Origin of the sequence: Sinorhizobium medicae (genome assembly GCF_007827695.1) — a bacterium.
Classification (GTDB): domain Bacteria; phylum Pseudomonadota; class Alphaproteobacteria; order Rhizobiales; family Rhizobiaceae; genus Sinorhizobium; species Sinorhizobium medicae.
In genome coordinates this window covers 84,779-100,527 of sequence record NZ_VITA01000015.1, presented here as the reverse complement: position 1 = coordinate 100,527, position 15,749 = coordinate 84,779, and the positions used below count along the sequence as shown (strand labels likewise).

General features: G+C 62.0%; 14 protein-coding genes. 4 read left to right on the top strand and 10 right to left on the bottom strand.

Annotated elements, in window-relative coordinates:
• The first annotated feature begins 10 nt into the window (after nucleotides 1-10).
• Nucleotides 11-382 carry an ArsR/SmtB family transcription factor gene (locus tag FB009_RS23220; protein WP_012061591.1) on the top strand — a complete coding sequence of 124 codons (372 nt, stop codon included), beginning with the start codon at nucleotides 11-13 and terminating at the stop codon, nucleotides 380-382.
• Between the two features lie 45 nt (nucleotides 383-427).
• On the opposite strand, the gene phnN is transcribed toward FB009_RS23220, so the two are convergent.
• From phnN to FB009_RS23175, 9 genes are all read right to left on the bottom strand, one after another.
• On the bottom strand, nucleotides 428-1,015 hold the full coding sequence (gene phnN / locus FB009_RS23215; protein ID WP_127580600.1) for a phosphonate metabolism protein/1,5-bisphosphokinase (PRPP-forming) PhnN: 588 nt from the start codon (nucleotides 1,013-1,015) through the stop codon (nucleotides 428-430).
• On the bottom strand, nucleotides 1,012-2,151 hold the full coding sequence (locus FB009_RS23210) for an alpha-D-ribose 1-methylphosphonate 5-triphosphate diphosphatase (protein ID WP_012061593.1): 1,140 nt from the start codon (nucleotides 2,149-2,151) through the stop codon (nucleotides 1,012-1,014). Before FB009_RS23210 ends, phnN begins: the two co-directional genes overlap by 4 nt.
• Nucleotide 2,152: 1 nt before the next feature.
• Nucleotides 2,153-2,860 carry a DUF1045 domain-containing protein gene (locus FB009_RS23205; RefSeq protein WP_018012914.1) on the bottom strand — a complete coding sequence of 236 codons (708 nt, stop codon included), beginning with the start codon at nucleotides 2,858-2,860 and terminating at the stop codon, nucleotides 2,153-2,155.
• Between the two features lie 338 nt (nucleotides 2,861-3,198).
• Nucleotides 3,199-4,710 carry a phosphonate ABC transporter, permease protein PhnE gene (phnE, locus tag FB009_RS23200; RefSeq protein ID WP_018012913.1) on the bottom strand — a complete coding sequence of 504 codons (1,512 nt, stop codon included), beginning with the start codon at nucleotides 4,708-4,710 and terminating at the stop codon, nucleotides 3,199-3,201.
• 9 nt (nucleotides 4,711-4,719) lie between these two features.
• Nucleotides 4,720-5,682 carry a phosphonate ABC transporter, permease protein PhnE gene (gene phnE / locus FB009_RS23195; protein ID WP_018012912.1) on the bottom strand — a complete coding sequence of 321 codons (963 nt, stop codon included), beginning with the start codon at nucleotides 5,680-5,682 and terminating at the stop codon, nucleotides 4,720-4,722.
• A 155-nt stretch (nucleotides 5,683-5,837) separates the two neighbouring features.
• Nucleotides 5,838-6,743, bottom strand: coding sequence for a phosphonate ABC transporter substrate-binding protein (gene phnD, locus FB009_RS23190; protein WP_018209747.1), 906 nt, complete (start codon nucleotides 6,741-6,743; stop codon nucleotides 5,838-5,840).
• Nucleotides 6,744-6,830: 87 nt separating this feature from the next.
• Nucleotides 6,831-7,670, bottom strand: a complete 840-nt coding sequence (phnC, locus tag FB009_RS23185; protein ID WP_024311734.1) for a phosphonate ABC transporter ATP-binding protein — start codon at nucleotides 7,668-7,670, stop codon at nucleotides 6,831-6,833.
• A gap of 170 nt (nucleotides 7,671-7,840) precedes the next feature.
• Complete coding sequence (locus tag FB009_RS23180; RefSeq protein WP_024311733.1) at nucleotides 7,841-8,965, bottom strand: NAD(P)/FAD-dependent oxidoreductase; 1,125 nt, start codon at nucleotides 8,963-8,965, stop codon at nucleotides 7,841-7,843.
• Nucleotides 8,966-9,043: 78 nt separating this feature from the next.
• The gene (locus FB009_RS23175) at nucleotides 9,044-9,997 is read right to left on the bottom strand and encodes a LysR family transcriptional regulator (protein ID WP_127580602.1); all 954 of its coding nucleotides are present in this window, start codon (nucleotides 9,995-9,997) and stop codon (nucleotides 9,044-9,046) included.
• A gap of 188 nt (nucleotides 9,998-10,185) precedes the next feature.
• On the opposite strand from FB009_RS23175, the gene FB009_RS23170 reads away from it, so the two are divergent.
• Nucleotides 10,186-11,373 (top strand): acyl-CoA dehydrogenase, encoded by a 1,188-nt coding sequence (locus FB009_RS23170; RefSeq protein WP_012061601.1) that lies wholly within the window; start codon nucleotides 10,186-10,188, stop codon nucleotides 11,371-11,373.
• Between the two features lie 8 nt (nucleotides 11,374-11,381).
• Entirely contained in the window at nucleotides 11,382-12,563 is a 1,182-nt protein-coding gene (locus FB009_RS23165; RefSeq protein WP_024311732.1) for a CaiB/BaiF CoA transferase family protein, read from the top strand.
• Nucleotides 12,564-12,732: 169 nt separating this feature from the next.
• On the opposite strand, the gene htpG is transcribed toward FB009_RS23165, so the two are convergent.
• On the bottom strand, nucleotides 12,733-14,628 hold the full coding sequence (gene htpG, locus FB009_RS23160; protein WP_024311731.1) for a molecular chaperone HtpG: 1,896 nt from the start codon (nucleotides 14,626-14,628) through the stop codon (nucleotides 12,733-12,735).
• 166 nt (nucleotides 14,629-14,794) lie between these two features.
• Here htpG and FB009_RS23155 point away from each other — a divergent pair, with 166 nt between their 5' ends.
• Nucleotides 14,795-15,748, top strand: coding sequence for a phosphate acetyltransferase (locus FB009_RS23155; RefSeq protein ID WP_024311730.1), 954 nt, complete (start codon nucleotides 14,795-14,797; stop codon nucleotides 15,746-15,748).
• Nucleotide 15,749 lies beyond the last annotated feature (1 nt).

The window sequence follows — 15,749 nt, the reverse complement described above, 5'->3', positions numbered from 1 at the left end:
TTCGAGCCAAATGACTCTACCACATCCGACACCAGACCAGATCGCTCTGTCCAATGTACTCGCGGCCCTCGGCGACCCGACGCGGCTGGCGATCGTGGGCTATCTCGCCAGTCGAGATGGACGGCCGACCATGTGTCTGAACTTCACGACTTTCGGTTCCAAGACCAATATCAGCTATCATCTCGCCAAACTGCGCGAGGCTGGCATCACGCGCACCGAGGTGTCCGGCACGAGCCGGTTGATCACCTTGCGGCGGGACGATCTCGACATTCGCTTTCCCGGTCTCCTCGATCCCATCATCGCCGCCGCGATGGACCTGCCCATGGTCAAGATGATCGAGGACGCAGAGAAGGACGCTTTGGCGAAAGGCGAGCCGGGATGACGATTTCCGGTCTTTTATTGTCGTTTGCGGATATGCCGCTGCGGCTCAAGCGGGATGATGGCTCCTGGCCGAGTGCCGCTCCACCAGCGCGACGAATTGCCGGCCGGCGATTTCGAGCCTGTCGCTATTGTCGATCACCGTGACGTCCGGCTCGGCGATCAGGTCCGGTGCCTGCCGCGTCAGACGACGCAGGACATCTTCTTCGCTCTCCCGGCCGCGCTCCGCCAACCGCCTCGCCAGCACCGGCAGGTCGGCTGTGATCACCACGACAGCAATTTTGCCGAACGCCTGACGAATGGCGGGGAGGGCGGCGCGGCTGCCGTTCACGATCGCCGTCATGCCGGCTGCCACTTTCTCGGAGATTTCGGCCGGGATGCCGTAGCTCAATCCATGCGCGCGCCAGAAAACGGCGAAAATGCCGCTGCGTCGCATTTCCTCGAATTCCGCGTCGGAGACGCTCTCGTGCACCTCGCTGCCCGCATCGGAAGGCCGTGTGATCACCCGCCGGACGAACAGAATATCGGGGCGCTTCGCGAAATGGCGGGCGGCAAACCCCATGACGCTGTCCTTGCCGGCGCCGCTCGGTCCGACGACGACGATGAGGGTTCCGGTTCCTTGCTCGGCGGCGGTCATGCGACACGCCGACCTTCGCGCCAGACGGAGCGGACGACCGGTATGCCCTCCGGCCTGCGGACGCGTGCGAGATCGGCACGGAGGCCAACGGCGATCCGGCCGCGGTCATCGAGACCGACCGTGCGCGCCGGAGTGGCCGTCACCATTGCGATGGCTTCGGGCAGGCCGATCGATTCGACCTCATCCGCGAGTATGAAAGGCGCATGAATGAGGCTGAACGGCACGTAATCCGAAGACAGTACGTCGAGGACGCCGCGCTCGGCGAGATCACGCGCGGCGATGTTGCCGGAATGCGATTTGCCGCGCACGATATTGGGTGCGCCCATCAGCACGCTGAGACCTGCCCGATGGGAAGCTTCCGCCGCCTCGAAGCTCGTCGGAAACTCCGCAAGGCGAATACCATAGCCGATCGACTCGTCGACATGCTCGATCGTGGCGTCGTCGTGGCTGGCAATCGTGATGCCGCGTTCGGCGCAAGCTTTCGCAAGGGCGGTTCGGTGCGGTGTCGCATAGCGCGCCGACAATGCCTGCTGGCGCTCGATGAACGAAGCGAAGGCATCATCGGTGAGACCGCGCTTGGTTTTGTAGTAGAGCGTATATTGGTCCATCGTCTGGAACTGACGTTGACCGGGTGCGTGATCCATCAGCGAAACGAGGCGGACCTGCGGATCGCTCCGGAAGTCCTCGTAATGCTCCAGCACGTCGGCGGTCGACACTTCGCAGCGCAGGTGAATGAGGTGATCGGCCCTCAGTCGGCCCTCTTGCTTGGCCTGGGCGAGCGCATCGGCCATGCTGCGCATCTCGCCCTTCGGGAAGCCGCTATCCTCGTCCGAGCCCAGGCGCAGGCAATCGAAGACGGTGGTGATCCCCGAGGTGACGACCTGGGCATCATGGGCCTGGATCGCCGCGATCTTCAGCCAGCGCACGCCGGGACGCGGAGAATAATGCGCCTCGAGATGGTCGGTGTGCAGCTCGACGAGGCCGGGCAGCAGGTAGTCGCCCTCGAAATCTTCGCCCGCAGCACTGGCTCCTTCGGAAATGTCGGCGATCTTGCCGTCGCGGATCAGCACCGAGCCATCGACAATCCGATCCTCCAAGACGATGCGGGCGTTGGTCAAAACCTGTTCTTTGGGCATGTCATGCTATCTTTCGTTCGGATGCGCCGCCGAGCGGCAGCAGGGAATGGACGGTGAAGGGGGCGCCACGGCGCTCTTCGGCGAAAAGCGCAATCGTCGAAACGGCAAGCGGCTTGCCGATAAATTCGGCGAACACCGTCTCGAGCGCCTTCCTCATGGGGCGGTGCATTTCTTCCGGAACCGGTCCCGTCAGCGTCAGATGGAACTGGAATTCATCAAAGACGTATGGATAGCCCCAAGCCGCCAGGTACTCGCGCTGACGCTGCGTGAGCCTCTCCGGATTGCGGCGGGCGAGATCAGCTTCCGAGAGCGCCGCCCGGAATGGCTCGAAACGGCGAACCGCCTGCTCCGCCAAATGCTGCAGTTCCGGGCAAGCCTTGGCCGAGACGAGCGCGAAAAACGGGCCGATCTGATGCAGGGCGATCGACGGAACTTCGAACGGCTCGATCTCTGCCGCGAACTCATCGAAAGCCGCGATCAAGTCGGCTTCGCTGCGCTGGGGCGTAAGCTCGAACGGTGCCTTTAATGTCCCATGAAAGCCGTAGCGGCGCGGTTCGGCCGTCAGCACCATTTGGTCTTCGCGCCCCAGCGCCGGATTTTCCGGGCAGTCCAGAGCGCCGCCTGTGAACGCGTCGCGTCCCAGCCAACGGGAAGCGGTCTGCGACAGCCGGTCATCGGACGGCGGTGCGAAGTAGATTGCATAGCGCACGGGTTCAAACTCTCTCTATCAGTCGCCTCGGCGCAGGTTACCCCGAGTCGAGGGTTCGCGGGATGAAATGCGCAGCTAGCCGATTTGCATGACAACATCATGATGGCATCGTCGCAGAGCGCAATTCGGTTCCGAACGGGATGAACCCTATGCAGCTGTTCGTTGCATCCCGCGCTACAGCGCCGTGCGTCTTATCAGACGCACAACGGTCGCCGTAGCACTTTGATCTGCTGCATGTTTTTGTCCTTCAGTCGGATCCGATTGAAGGGAACATTCAGTAGGCTATCCGAATCAAATTGTCATTATCCGGATCGGGCCCCAATCCAGTCTACCCCCCTTCAATGTGCCTTGCGGCCCATCAACCGCGACCGGCAGATATTGGAAATGCTGTCGAAAACGAAGACCACGATCAAGATCAGCAGCACCATATAGGCGACATTTTCCCAATCCGAATTGGTACGCATCGCCTCCCAGAGCTTGAGCCCGATACCGCCGGCGCCTACGGCGCCGATAATGGTTGCCGAGCGTGTGTTGGACTCCCAAAAATAAAGGGCTTGGCTGGCGAAGACCGGCAGGACCTGCGGGAGAACGCCGAAGCGCTGCACGGCCACCGGCGCGGCGCCGACCGATTTGACGCCCTCGCGCTGCTTGTCGTCGATGTTCTCGAGCGCCTCGGAATAGAGTTTGCCAAGCGTACCGGTGTCGGTGAAGAAGATCGCCGACATACCGGCGAGCGGCCCGGGTCCGAAGGCGCGCGTGAAAAACAACGCCCAGATGAACATGTCAACGGAACGCAGGAAGTCGAAGAAGCGCTTGACGACCTGGTTGGTGATCCGGCTCGGCGTGATGTTGCGCGCTGCAAGAAAGCAAAGCGGAAAAGCGATGAAGGATGCGAAAAGCGTTCCGACGAAAGCCATGACGACCGTCTGCAGGAGCTTGGTCCAGACGTCCAGGTGCTGCCATTCGGCATTGTAGAGGATATTGTCCCAGGCCAGAGACAGGTTGGATCGCGCCGGATCGATCCGCTCGCCGGAAGAAATCAACGAGAGCACCTCGCCGTAGGACTTGCCGAAGAAGGGCGAATTGGTGTCGAAGAAAAAATTCACCCAGCCGAAGAAGCGATTGCGGATGGAAATCTCGTCGCCCTCTACCTCGGCCCAGCCTGTGGCGCCGAATGACAACGTCACTTTTTCTCCCGGCCGCTTCTGAATGGCCCAGGAGGGCAGGACGCCTTCAGGCGTCACATTGTCCGAGCCGTCGACCTTCAGCGTGAGGGTATCGCCGCCATGCGTGATGGTGACGCGTTTTTCGGCGGCTTCGATGCGCGTCGAGCGGCCGATGGTTACCACCGCATGCGTGACGACTTCTTCGGTCCGTGTCGCGGCGACCGTTTCCTGTGGCGTTGCTTCCGCACTGCCGCGCGCCGCGTTCGGTGCCATGAAGCTGAAGGAGGAGGCGCTCTTCGGCTTTTGAGCCGCGGCGGCCGGAGCCGCGACAGTGCGCGTTACCATCTCCTTTTCGAGCGAGACCCATTCGGGATCCGGATTGTCCCCAAGCGGCGAATTGCGCCCGAAAGACACGTGCATCGCTCCGTCGGGCTCGATGGCGATCTCCGGCCGGACCTCATAGGATACCCAGTCGGCGAGGTAGGTGCCGGCGATCCCCCAATTGGCGTTGGCAAGCACATGCCCGATGGAGAAGAACCACCAGCTGAAGATCATGTAGATGACGACGCCTGCAGAAATCAGTGCGGTCCGGCGCCACTTTGCCGCCGACGACTTCAGGAGATGCGGGTGGCGTGCCGCAATTGCGTCCATTTCGGATGCGTCGAGGTTGGTCGAGGCGATCATGATGTCGTCCTATTGCGCAAGCTGGAAGGCCTGGTCGCCAACGAGACGGCGGCGAAGCCAGGCGGAGAACTGATCGACGGCGAGGATCGTGGCGAAGAGCAGGAGGACGATCGCGAGCGTCTTTGCTTCATGGCCCTGACCGATCGAAAGGCGCAGGAGTTCGCCGATGCCGCCGCCCCCGACAGCGCCGATGATGGTCGAGGCGCGCACATTGATTTCAAGCCGGAGCAGGAAGTAACTGGTGAAGTTGGGAAGGACCTGGGGGACCATGCCGAACCAGACCCGTTCGATCCAATTGGCACCGACGGCGCGCAAACCTTCCTCCGGCTTCATGTCGGCATTCTCGACCACTTCGAAGAACAGCTTACCGAGCGCGCCGATCGTGTGGATGGATACCGCAGCGATGGCGGGAATAGGCCCGAGCGAGAGAATGGCCAGAAAAAAGCCGGCGATGACGACTTCCGGAAAGGCGCGCAGGATCTCCATCAGCCGGCGTACGATGCCTCTGACCCAGGGATTGGGCATCAGATTTCTTGCGGCGAGGAAGCACAGGATGAAGCCGAAGAACACGCCGATCACCGTAGAAAAGATGGCGATGTTCACCGTCTCCAGCATCTTGTGAACATATTCCGGGATGTAGAGGCTCTCCGTCAGATAGAGGCGACCCTCCGGATAATTGTATTTGAAGCTGCCGTCGTCATAGGGCGAAGGCAGATCGAAGAGAGCCCGGCCGATCTCGATCGGATCGCGCGGCATGAGATGGCCCACGAAATCGAAGAAGTGCGGCAGCCGGTCGAAGAACTTGCCGGCGTTCGAATGGTTGGCGAACCAGAGCGAACCGAAGAGCGTCAGTGCGAGGATGGCGAGACCGAGCCAGGTATAGAGTCGGCGCCGATTGTTGAGCTCCTGCCAGTGTCGCTCGATAAGGGCGCCATTCGCGCTGAGATGCCGTGTTTGCACGGAAGTGACCATTGGGTTTCCGGCAGGAGCCGGCCTCTAGAGCGGATGAGGAAAAAATGAGTGCGATTTTCCGCCCGCATGCCGCTGAGCAGGCGGGCATTGCAAGCGCCCGATAGTAGAACGCCGACCGCCACAAGGCGGTCGGCGCAGGATCATGGCTTTGGCGCTCAGCCGCCGATCGTCGCCTTGCGGGCGTCGATGATCGGCTTGTAGAATTCGCTGTTGACTTCGACGAAGCCGGTAAAATCACCGCCCTGGATGGCGGAGAAGCAAGCGGCGTCGGTCTTCGGCAGATCCATCATGAACTGCTTGAACTTGGCCTTCATGTCGCCGTTCAATGCCGTACGCACGACGATCGGGCCGTTCGGGATCAACGGCGACTTCCAGAGTTCGACGAGGTCGTTCATGTCGACGATACCCTTGTCGACCATCTTGCGCAGGTTGCCCGAGGTGTAGCCGTCCTTGAACTCGCCGACGCCCGAGCCGAAGGTCGTGCCGGCATCGAAGGTGCCCTTCACGACCTCAAGAACGAGGTTTTCGTGACCGCCGCCGAAGCCGGTTTCACCGAAATATTCCTTCACCGGAGCGCCGATGGCTTCCGGCAGGGTGACGAGCGGAACGAGGTAGCCCGAGGTCGAGTCCGGATCGGCGAATCCGAGCTTCTTGCCCTTGAGGTCTTCGAGCTTGGTGATGCCGGAGTCCTTCCGGGCGACCATGATCGAATGATAGCCCGTGGAGCCGTCGGTCTGGACGGTTGTCAGGATCGGCTCGACCGCATCGGCTTTGGCCAGATAGATCTTGGCATAACCGGAGGCGCCGAGTTCCGCGTAATCGAGCGTGCCGCCGAGGAGGCCCTGGATCACACCGTCATAGTCGGCGGCCGGGAAGAGAGAGACCTTCTCGACGCCGATCGCTGCCGGGAGCTTGTCGACCAGGCACTGGTAGTTACGAAGGCGGTCAGCTTCGTTTTCGCCACCGATGATGCCGACGCGAAATTCCTTTAGCTCTTCGGCCTGGGCATGGCCGGTGAGGGCGAAGAGCGCGACAGCGCTCAGAAGGGCTTTCTTAAACATGAGGTTCGTTCTCCCGTTGTCCGGACGCGCCGGATGTTTTCGGTTTCAGAAGGCGCCCTTTTCGCGGGCGTTTCGATCGCGGCTGCCTCAGAGGCCGGCCAGTGCCAGCGGCTTCGAGCCGGCCGATGCGGTCTCCCGCGGGGCTTCCGTGGGGATGTTGATGCTGGTCGAGGTCATCGACTCCTCGATCGCGGTATCGCCGCCATAAATCTGCGCCACGGCTGCGGAAGTGAGGTCCTTCGGCTGTCCATCGAAAACGACCCGGCCATGCGCCATGCCGATGATCCGCTCGCAATAGTTCCGCGCGGTATCCAGCGTGTGCAGATTGGTGATCACGGTGATGCCGTCGCGCTCGTTGATGTCGCGCAGCGCGTCCATCACGATCTTCGCGTTGAGCGGGTCTAGCGACGCGATAGGCTCATCGGCAAGCAGCACTTTCGGTTGCTGCATCAGCGCCCGGGCGATTGCGACGCGCTGCTGCTGGCCGCCCGATAGCGTGCCGGCTGGCTGAAGTGCGGTCTGCTCGATGCCGAGCCGCTCCAGTGCGCCGATCGCCATGAGGCGCTCATCGCGGCTGAACATGTTTAAAACGCTCAACACAGTGGATCGGTGGTTGAGCCGCCCAAGGAGTACATTGGTCAGCACATCGAGGCGCGGCACCAGATTGAACTGCTGGAAGATCATGGCGCAATCGCGCTGCCATTTGCGCAGGGCCGCCCCCCTTAGTGACGAAACCTCTGCTTCGCCGAAGGCGATCGAACCGGAGGAAGGGTCCACGAGACGGTTTATCATGCGCAGAAGTGTCGACTTGCCGGCACCGGAGCGGCCGATAATGCCAACCATCTGGCCCTGCGGGATGTCGAAGGTAACCGAGCTGACGGCGGTTTTCTTGCCGAACTGGCGGGTTACGTTCTTCAACTGAAACATTGGCAGCAGTTCCTCTTCCGGGGGACCGTTGATCGGTATGACCCTGCCATAACCGCGCTTCATGAAGGCGCAGTGTCAGTTTCGTGTCGGTTCTGTTACAGTGCACAGGGCCGCAGCCCCCGGCCGGTTCCGGCGCCTACCATGGCGGGAAAGGGGATGCGGGGGCGCTACTATCGGAAGCGGCGCGGGTCGAAAACGCTGGAGTCGAGGCCGTCAGCCCGGAAGCCTTCCGGTGGTGCCGTATCCGTCAGAAGGCTCGCTGCGAGCGCACCCAGCGCTGGCGAAGTGAGAATCCCATAGCCACCCTGGCCGGCCAGCCAGAAGAAATCCGGTCGCTCTGCGCCAAAGCCGATCACGGGCAAGCGATCTGGCGAAAAGCTACGCAGGCCAGCCCAGCTCTTGGCAATCCTTTGCACATTGATCGTGGTCGCCTCCTCGACGTAGTGTGCCGCCCAGGCGACGTCGATTTCCTCCGGCTGTACGTCCGAAGCTTCGCATGGCGTTGCGTCGGCAGGCGAGGCAAGCAGACGCCCGCCCTCCGGCTTCATGTAAAAATCCTCGTCTATCTCGTTGATTTCCGGGAGATTTGCGGCATCTACGCCGGCGGGAAGATCGACGGTGATGGCTGTACGCCGATGCGGAACAATGCCGGCAGGTTTTACGCCGAAGAGCGTGGCGATGGGGTCGGCCCAGGCTCCGGCAGCGTTGACGACGATCTTTGCCCCGATCTCCCCGCCAGCCGTGCGCAGCAGCCAGGCCGGTCCATCATGCTGTGCGCCAAGGATCTCCTGGCGTTCGAGGATCTCGCAACCGTTGCGGCGGGCACCTTTGACGTAGCCCTGGAGCAGGTTCTCGACTTCGATGTCCCAGAAGTTCGGGTCGTAGAATGTGGCTGCGACATACTCCGCTTTGAGGATCGGAACGCGGGCAATCGCTTCGTCTTTCGTGAGCCGCTCGATTTCAGGCGTGAACGCACGTTCTTCAGCGAGCAGTTTCTCAAATCGTTGGAGTTTCTCGGCACTGGCGATCATTACGCCTCCACGCTGCCTCAACAGCGGCACATCGCTGAAGCCTTCCGGCGGCCGATCGAAGAAACCTTTCGATATCGTGGCGAGTTGGCAGATTTCCGCCGCATTGTACCTGAGCACGAATTCCGCGGCCGAACGCCCCGTACTGTGATAGCCAATCGCCTCCTCCCGCTCCAGGACGGCGACGGAACGATGCGGGCTGAGGAAATAGGCAAGGGACAGGCCGGCGATCCCGCCCCCGATGATCACGATGTCATAGTTTCGCATATACCCTGCTCCCGGTTGCGCCGTGGACCATAGGAACAGTGGTGACTGCGCTCAAATTTATAGTGATTAATACCGTTATCAATCCTGCTGATGGCCGCAGTGATCCAGCGCTTCGGTGTCGGCGACATGGGCGAGGAAAGCGGCTTCGGCCGGGTTGAGGATGGAATTCGGATTGGAGATGCGGAAAACGTCGGTCGTCGGAAGGTCGCGGTAGGGCGGCAACTGCCACAACTCTCCCGTTGCCACCGACGGGCGGGCGATATGGTCGGGGAGCATGCCGATGCCGACATTGGCGGCGATCAGCCGCAAGACTTCCTCGACATTGCAGGAGATACCCCGAACCTGTTGTCCGAAGGAGCCGACGGCACGGACTGCGGTCACGGAATTCATGTGCTGTCCGCCGAGCACATCGGCGATGAAGGCGACATATGGATCGCCGCGCAGGTCATGGAAATCGACGTCCTCGGCGGCGAAAAGCCGGTGGCCGCGCCCGCAGTAGAGCGCGTAGCGCTCGCGTATGTGAAAGCTCTTGCTCAAGCCGTCGGGTATGATCCCGTCGCAAAGGCCCAGGGTCGCGATATTGCGCTCGACAGCGCTCAGGACGTCGACGGTCGTTGCCACCGTTATGGATATCGTCACCTTCGGATGCATACGAAAGAAGCTGCTGAGCTTTCTGTCCCAGGCGGGATTGTGCGCGTGGCTCACGGCATGGATATTGAGATGGCCGGTGATCTCTTCGCCGGCCGTTTCGAGAACATGCGGCAGCCGAATGACGGCTGCGAAGATATCGCGGCACTGAAGGTGCAGTTTTTCACCGGCTTCGGTCAGGTCGAAGCGACCGGGGCGGCGGTCGATCAGTTTCTGCCCGATCGTCTGCTCCAGCCGCTTGAGCGCCATGCTGACCGCCGGTTGCTGCAGGAGAAGCCGGTTTGCGGCGGCCGTGATGCTGCCTTCCTCGACGACCACGACGAAGGTGCGCAACAGGTTCCAATCGAGATTATGGGCAAAGCGTTCAAGGCGGTTACTGGTCATGATGCCCGCGGGAGCGATGGGGTACTTTGTGCATATTCAGAAGAATGGCCGCTTGCACAAGACCATTCCGCCAAAGCGCCGACCTGATAAATCATGCAACAGGCGCATGAGCCAGTGTTTCAATTTCGTTTGAAAGCCTTGACCCGGCTTGCCATAACACAGACGCGATAATGCGACGGGAGACAGATATGGCCGGCAAAAGCCAATTCCAATGGGACGATCCGTTCCTGCTCGAGGACCAGCTGACGGAAGACGAGCGGATGATCCGGGACACCGCGCGCGCCTATGCTCAGGAGAAGCTGCAGCCGCGGGTGATCGAAGCTTACCGGGAAGAGACGACGGATCCGGCGATCTTCCGCGAAATGGGCGATCTCGGCCTTCTCGGGGTCACCGTGCCCGACAGCTACGGTGGTGTCGGTGCCTCATACGTCGCCTACGGCCTGGTCGCACGAGAGGTGGAGCGCGTCGATTCCGGCTATCGCTCAATGATGAGCGTGCAATCATCGCTCGTCGTCTATCCGATCTACGCCTATGGCTCCGAGGATCAGAAGCGGAAATACCTGCCAAAGCTTATCAGCGGCGAGTGGATCGGCTGCTTCGGATTGACGGAGCCGGATGCGGGCTCCGATCCGGCCGGCATGAAGACGAGGGCGATCAGGACCGAGGGCGGCTATCGTCTGATTGGCTCGAAGATGTGGATCTCCAACGCGCCGCTCGCCGATGTCTTCGTCGTCTGGGCGAAGTCGGAAGCGCATGACAACGCCATCCGTGGCTTCGTGCTGGAGAAAGGTACCAAGGGACTTTCGGCGCCGAAGATTGCGGGCAAGCTTTCGCTGCGTGCCTCGATCACGGGGGAAATCGTCCTCGACAATGTCGAGGTCGGCGAGGAGGCGCTGCTGCCTGATGTCGAGGGACTGAAGGGCCCCTTTGGCTGCCTCAACCGCGCCCGCTACGGCATTTCCTGGGGTGCGCTCGGGGCCGCCGAATTCTGCTGGCACGCAGCGCGTCAATACGGTCTGGATCGCAAGCAGTTCAACCGGCCGCTCGCGCAGACCCAGCTGTTCCAGAAGAAGCTCGCGGACATGCAGACCGAGATCGCGCTCGGGCTGCAGGGCTCGCTGAGAGTCGGACGGCTGATGGACGAGGGCCGGATGGCACCGGAGATGATCTCGATCGTCAAGCGCAACAATTGCGGCAAGGCACTCGATATAGCGCGGCAAGCCCGCGATATGCATGGCGGCAACGGCATTTCCGAGGAATATCAGGTCATGCGGCACATGCTTAACCTCGAGACTGTCAATACCTACGAGGGTACGCATGACGTGCATGCCCTGATCCTCGGCCGCGCCCAGACCGGGCTGCAGGCCTTCTTCTGAGCGGCGCGATGGAAGCGCCGCTGAAGGGTATTCGCGTCCTCGAACTTGCCCGCATACTGGCTGGGCCCTGGATCGGGCAGACGCTTGCGGATCTCGGAGCAGACGTCATCAAGGTCGAGAGCCCGGCCGGTGACGACACCCGGAGTTGGGGGCCCCCCTTCGTGCAGGGAGAGGGCGAGGAAAGGCTGGATGCGGCCTATTTCCACGCCTGCAATCGCGGAAAGAGGTCGGTCGTTCTCGATTTTACGACCGAGGAGGGGCAGGAGGCGGTACGCCGGCTGGCGTCGCAGTCCGACGTCTTGCTCGAGAACTTCAAGGTCGGCGGCCTGGCCAAATACGGGCTCGATTATGAGAGCCTGAGGAAAGTCAATCCGCGGCTCATCTATTGCTCGGTAACAGGATTCGGGCAGGAAGGGCCCTATGCTCATCGGGCCGGCTACGACTACATCGTGCAGGGTATGAGCGGCATCATGGACTTGACGGGTGAGCCGGACGGCGAGCCGCAGAAGATCGGCGTCGCCTTCGCCGATATATTCACTGGGCTCTATGGCGTCATCGCCGTGCAGGCGGCGCTGGCGCAGCGGGAGCGCAATGGCGCGGGACAGCATATCGACATGGCGCTGCTGGACTGCATGACCGGCGTGCTCGCCAATCAGGCCCTGAACTTTCTAGTCTCGGGCAAGGCACCGCGGCGGCTCGGCAACGCCCATCCGAATATCGCGCCGTATCAGGTGTTTCCAACCTCCGACGGCCATCTCATCGTTGCCGTCGGCAACGATCGCCAGTTCGTGAAATTCTGCGAACTCCTCGGTCGGCCGGACCTCGCGTCGGATCCACGCTACCGAACGAACGCCGACCGCGTGCAGAACCGCGACAGCCTGACCCCGGAACTCGCGGCGGAAACGGCGAAGTTCGAAAGGGATACGTTGCTCGCCAGGCTCGAAGCCACAGGGGTGCCCGGCGGCCCCATCAACACCGTCGCCGACGTTTTCGCCGATCCCCAGATCATCCACCGGCAGATGCGGGTGGAGACACCGCACACCGGCGCGGCGACAGGAACCTCGCCGGGCATCCGCACGCCAATCCGCTTCTCCGATGCGGCGCTCGCGCTCGAACGGGGGGTGCCCCGGTTGGGGGAGCATACGGAAGAGGTGCTGGCGGAGATAGGGATGAGTTTGCTTGAGCCTTAAGGACGAATGCTCCCCTCATCCGGCCTGCCGGCCACCTTCTCCCCGCAGGCGGGGCGAAGGAGACTCGCAGCCGGCGTCGTGCTCATCCCCCGCCTCTTTGCGGGAAGGGGTTCCTCATCGGGTTAACCCCTAAACTCGAGGAGAGGCCACAGCTGGAACCTTAATTCCCTTACGACCCCTTCAAAGCTCGGCTGAACACGCGAGTCAGCCGTTCGGCGAAGGCGCGGGGATCCTCCGGCTTGTCGCCGTCCAGAACGCGCGCCTGGTCGAACAGCAGCTTGACCGCGTCCTCGCGGAACGTCTTGTCCTCGCCGGGGCAGCCGGCAAGGGCGGTGATCAGCTGATGCCCGGGATTGACCTCGAGCACTGGTTTTGCCGCGCTCTCGATTCGCCCGGCCCCCTGCAGCATTTTCTGGAGCTGTAGGTCCGGACCCTGTTCCGTTGCAACCAGGCAGACGGCGCTCTCCGTCAGGCGGTCGGAGGTCCGGACATCTGAAACGGCGTCGCCGAGCGTCTCCTTGGCGAAGGCCAAGAAATCGGTGACCGCGACACCCGCTTCCGCCGAAGCGGCGGCTGCCGCATCGTTCTTTTTTGCGATGCCCGCCAGATCTGCCGCACCTTGCGTGATCGATTTGAACGGCTTCCCCTCGAAGTCCGGTGCCGTCGTCACCCAGAAGCTGTCGACCGGGCACGTCAGGAGAAGCACTTCGATGCCGCGGGCGCGGAAACCTTCGAGCTGAGGCGAGGCCTTAAGCTGCGCGAGGTTGTCGCCGGTCAGGTAATAGATCGCCGCTTGGCCTTCCTTCATCTCCTTGACGTAATCGCTCAGGCTGCGCGTTTTTTCGTCGTCGACGGTGGTGCGGAAGCGAGACAGGGCGAGGAGCTGGGCCCGTCGCTCGAAATCTTCGTAGATGCCTTCCTTGATCACGCTGCCGAAGTTTTCCCACAGCTTGGCGAAAGCTTCCGGATCGCTTTCCGCGAGCTTTTCGATGCTGGTGAGGACGCGGTTCGTCACCCCCTTGCGGATGTTTGCGAGAAGAGGACTTTCCTGGATCATCTCGCGCGAGACGTTGAGGGGCAGGTCTGCCGTATCGACCAGGCCGCGTACGAAGCGCAGATAGCGCGGCAGCAGTTCCGCCTCGTCGGTGATGAAGACGCGCTTCACGTAGAGCTTCATCCGGCCCTTGCGGTCGGGGTCGAAGAGATCGAAGGGCTTGGAGCCGGGCACGAAGGCGAGCGCGGTGTATTCGTGACGCCCCTCCGCACGGAAATGCACCGTCAGTGCGGGCTCGTCATACTGGCCGGCGACGCCGCGATAGAAGTCGGTGTAATCTTCCGTGGTGATCTCGCTTTTCTGCTTCGTCCAGAGCGCCGTGCCGTCCACGACCTGCACCGGTGCCGCTCCGGGCTTTTCGACAATCGAGATCGGAACCGGGACGTGACCGGATTGCTCCTTGACGATGCCTTCGACCGTCCAGCGCGACGTGAAAGTTTTGGCATCCTCCATCAGATGCAGCGTGATGCGCGTACCGCGCGCGGGCGCGTCGGCAAGGTCGAACGACGAGACCGTGTAGCTGCCCTTGCCGTCCGACGACCAGTGCCAGGCCTTGTCGGTGCCGGCACGGCGGGAAACGACATCGACATTGTCGGCGACCATGAAGGCGGAGTAGAAGCCCACGCCGAACTGACCGATGAGCTGTGCGCCGTCCTTGTTCTGCGCCGCCTCTATCCGCTCCATGAAAGCGCGCGTGCCGGAGCGCGCGATGGTGCCGAGGGATTCGACGAGTTCGTCGCGGCCCATGCCTATGCCATTGTCCTCGATCGTAAGACGGGCATTCTCCTCATCGAGCGTCAGCGTGATGCGCGAGGTGGGGTCGCTGCCAAGGAGCTCCGGCGCGACGATCGCTTCGTAGCGCAGCTTCTCGCAGGCGTCTGCCGCGTTCGAAATCAGCTCGCGGAGAAAGACGTTCTTATCGGAATAGACCGAGTGCACCATCAGGTGCAGCAGCTTCGCCACATCGGCTTCGAAGACATGTTTCTCGACGGACGTTTCGACTTCACTCATCGCGTTTTCGGACCTCCTTGATGTTTGCTCCCAATTGGCAAGCCGCGGCTTGAATTTCAAGGGTCGTCTTGCGGCATGCCTGCATCGGTGCGAAGCTTCACGCGGGCGCTCAACGCCGGGTGGCGCACCTGCCGGCCGTTGTGCTGCAGATCGAGGAGGAGACCTGGTGTCGGAGGTGACGGAGCTGGCGGCCGAGCCGTCCAAGTATGATCGCCTGATCGCAGCGGCGCAGGCCGAGGAGCCGGCGGTCACACTGGTGGTCCATCCCTGCGATGAGACCGCCTTGCGAGGTGCGCTCGAAGCAGCGCAGATGCGTCTTATCACGCCGGTTCTCGTCGGCCCTCGCGTCAGGATCCGGAGCATCGCTGCCGAACATCGCCTCGATCTCGGCCAGTGGGAGATCGTCGATGTTCCGCACAGCCACGCTGCCGCAGCGAAAGCGGTCGCTCTGATCCGCGAAGGCAAGGGCAGCCTCTTGATGAAGGGCAGCCTGCACACCGACGAGCTCATGCGAGAGGTGGCCGCCGCCGCTTCGGGTCTTAGAACCGAGCGGCGGATCAGCCACGTCTTCGTGATGGATGTGCCCGGTCATGCCGACACGTTGTTCATCACCGACGCCGCAATCAATATCGCACCCGATCTGGATGCCAAAAGCGACATCGTCCAGAACGCGATCGACCTTTGGGTGACGATCGGACTCGGCGAGCCGCGCGTCGCCATTCTTTCAGCCGTCGAGACGGTAACGATGAAGATCCCCTCGACGATCGAAGCGGCCGCGCTCTGCAAAATGGCCGAACGGGGCCAGATCACCGGCGGTTTGCTCGACGGACCTCTGGCCTTTGATAACGCGATTGACCCGGAAGCTGCGCGTATCAAGGGGATTGTGTCACCCGTGGCCGGGCGCGCCCAGATTCTCGTCGTTCCGGACCTGGAGGCCGGCAACATGCTCGCCAAGAATCTGACATTTCTGGCCCACGCCGACGCCGCAGGAATCGTTCTCGGCGCTCGTGTGCCGATCGTCCTCACCTCCCGGGCGGATTCGGTCCGCACGCGCCTCGCCTCATGTGCAGTCGCTTCGCTCTTTGCGGCCCGGCGGCGGGCAGCACAAGTGGCTGTGTGAT

What these genes read in the sequence shown, in the direction of transcription:
- phnD (WP_018209747.1), bottom strand. Translation starts at nt 6,743, where the DNA reads ATGTTTAAGAAAGCCCTTCTGAGCGCTGTCGCGCTCTTCGCCCTCACC.
- phnE (WP_018012913.1), bottom strand. Translation starts at nt 4,710, where the DNA reads ATGATCGCCTCGACCAACCTCGACGCATCCGAAATGGACGCAATTGCG.
- htpG (WP_024311731.1), bottom strand. Translation starts at nt 14,628, where the DNA reads ATGAGTGAAGTCGAAACGTCCGTCGAGAAACATGTCTTCGAAGCCGAT.
- FB009_RS23175 (WP_127580602.1), bottom strand. Translation starts at nt 9,997, where the DNA reads ATGACCAGTAACCGCCTTGAACGCTTTGCCCATAATCTCGATTGGAAC.
- FB009_RS23170 (WP_012061601.1), top strand. Translation starts at nt 10,186, where the DNA reads ATGGCCGGCAAAAGCCAATTCCAATGGGACGATCCGTTCCTGCTCGAG.
- FB009_RS23220 (WP_012061591.1), top strand. Translation starts at nt 11, where the DNA reads ATGACTCTACCACATCCGACACCAGACCAGATCGCTCTGTCCAATGTA.
- FB009_RS23180 (WP_024311733.1), bottom strand. Translation starts at nt 8,965, where the DNA reads ATGCGAAACTATGACATCGTGATCATCGGGGGCGGGATCGCCGGCCTG.
- phnN (WP_127580600.1), bottom strand. Translation starts at nt 1,015, where the DNA reads ATGACCGCCGCCGAGCAAGGAACCGGAACCCTCATCGTCGTCGTCGGA.
- FB009_RS23165 (WP_024311732.1), top strand. Translation starts at nt 11,382, where the DNA reads ATGGAAGCGCCGCTGAAGGGTATTCGCGTCCTCGAACTTGCCCGCATA.
- phnC (WP_024311734.1), bottom strand. Translation starts at nt 7,670, where the DNA reads ATGTTTCAGTTGAAGAACGTAACCCGCCAGTTCGGCAAGAAAACCGCC.
- FB009_RS23210 (WP_012061593.1), bottom strand. Translation starts at nt 2,151, where the DNA reads ATGCCCAAAGAACAGGTTTTGACCAACGCCCGCATCGTCTTGGAGGAT.
- phnE (WP_018012912.1), bottom strand. Translation starts at nt 5,682, where the DNA reads ATGGTCACTTCCGTGCAAACACGGCATCTCAGCGCGAATGGCGCCCTT.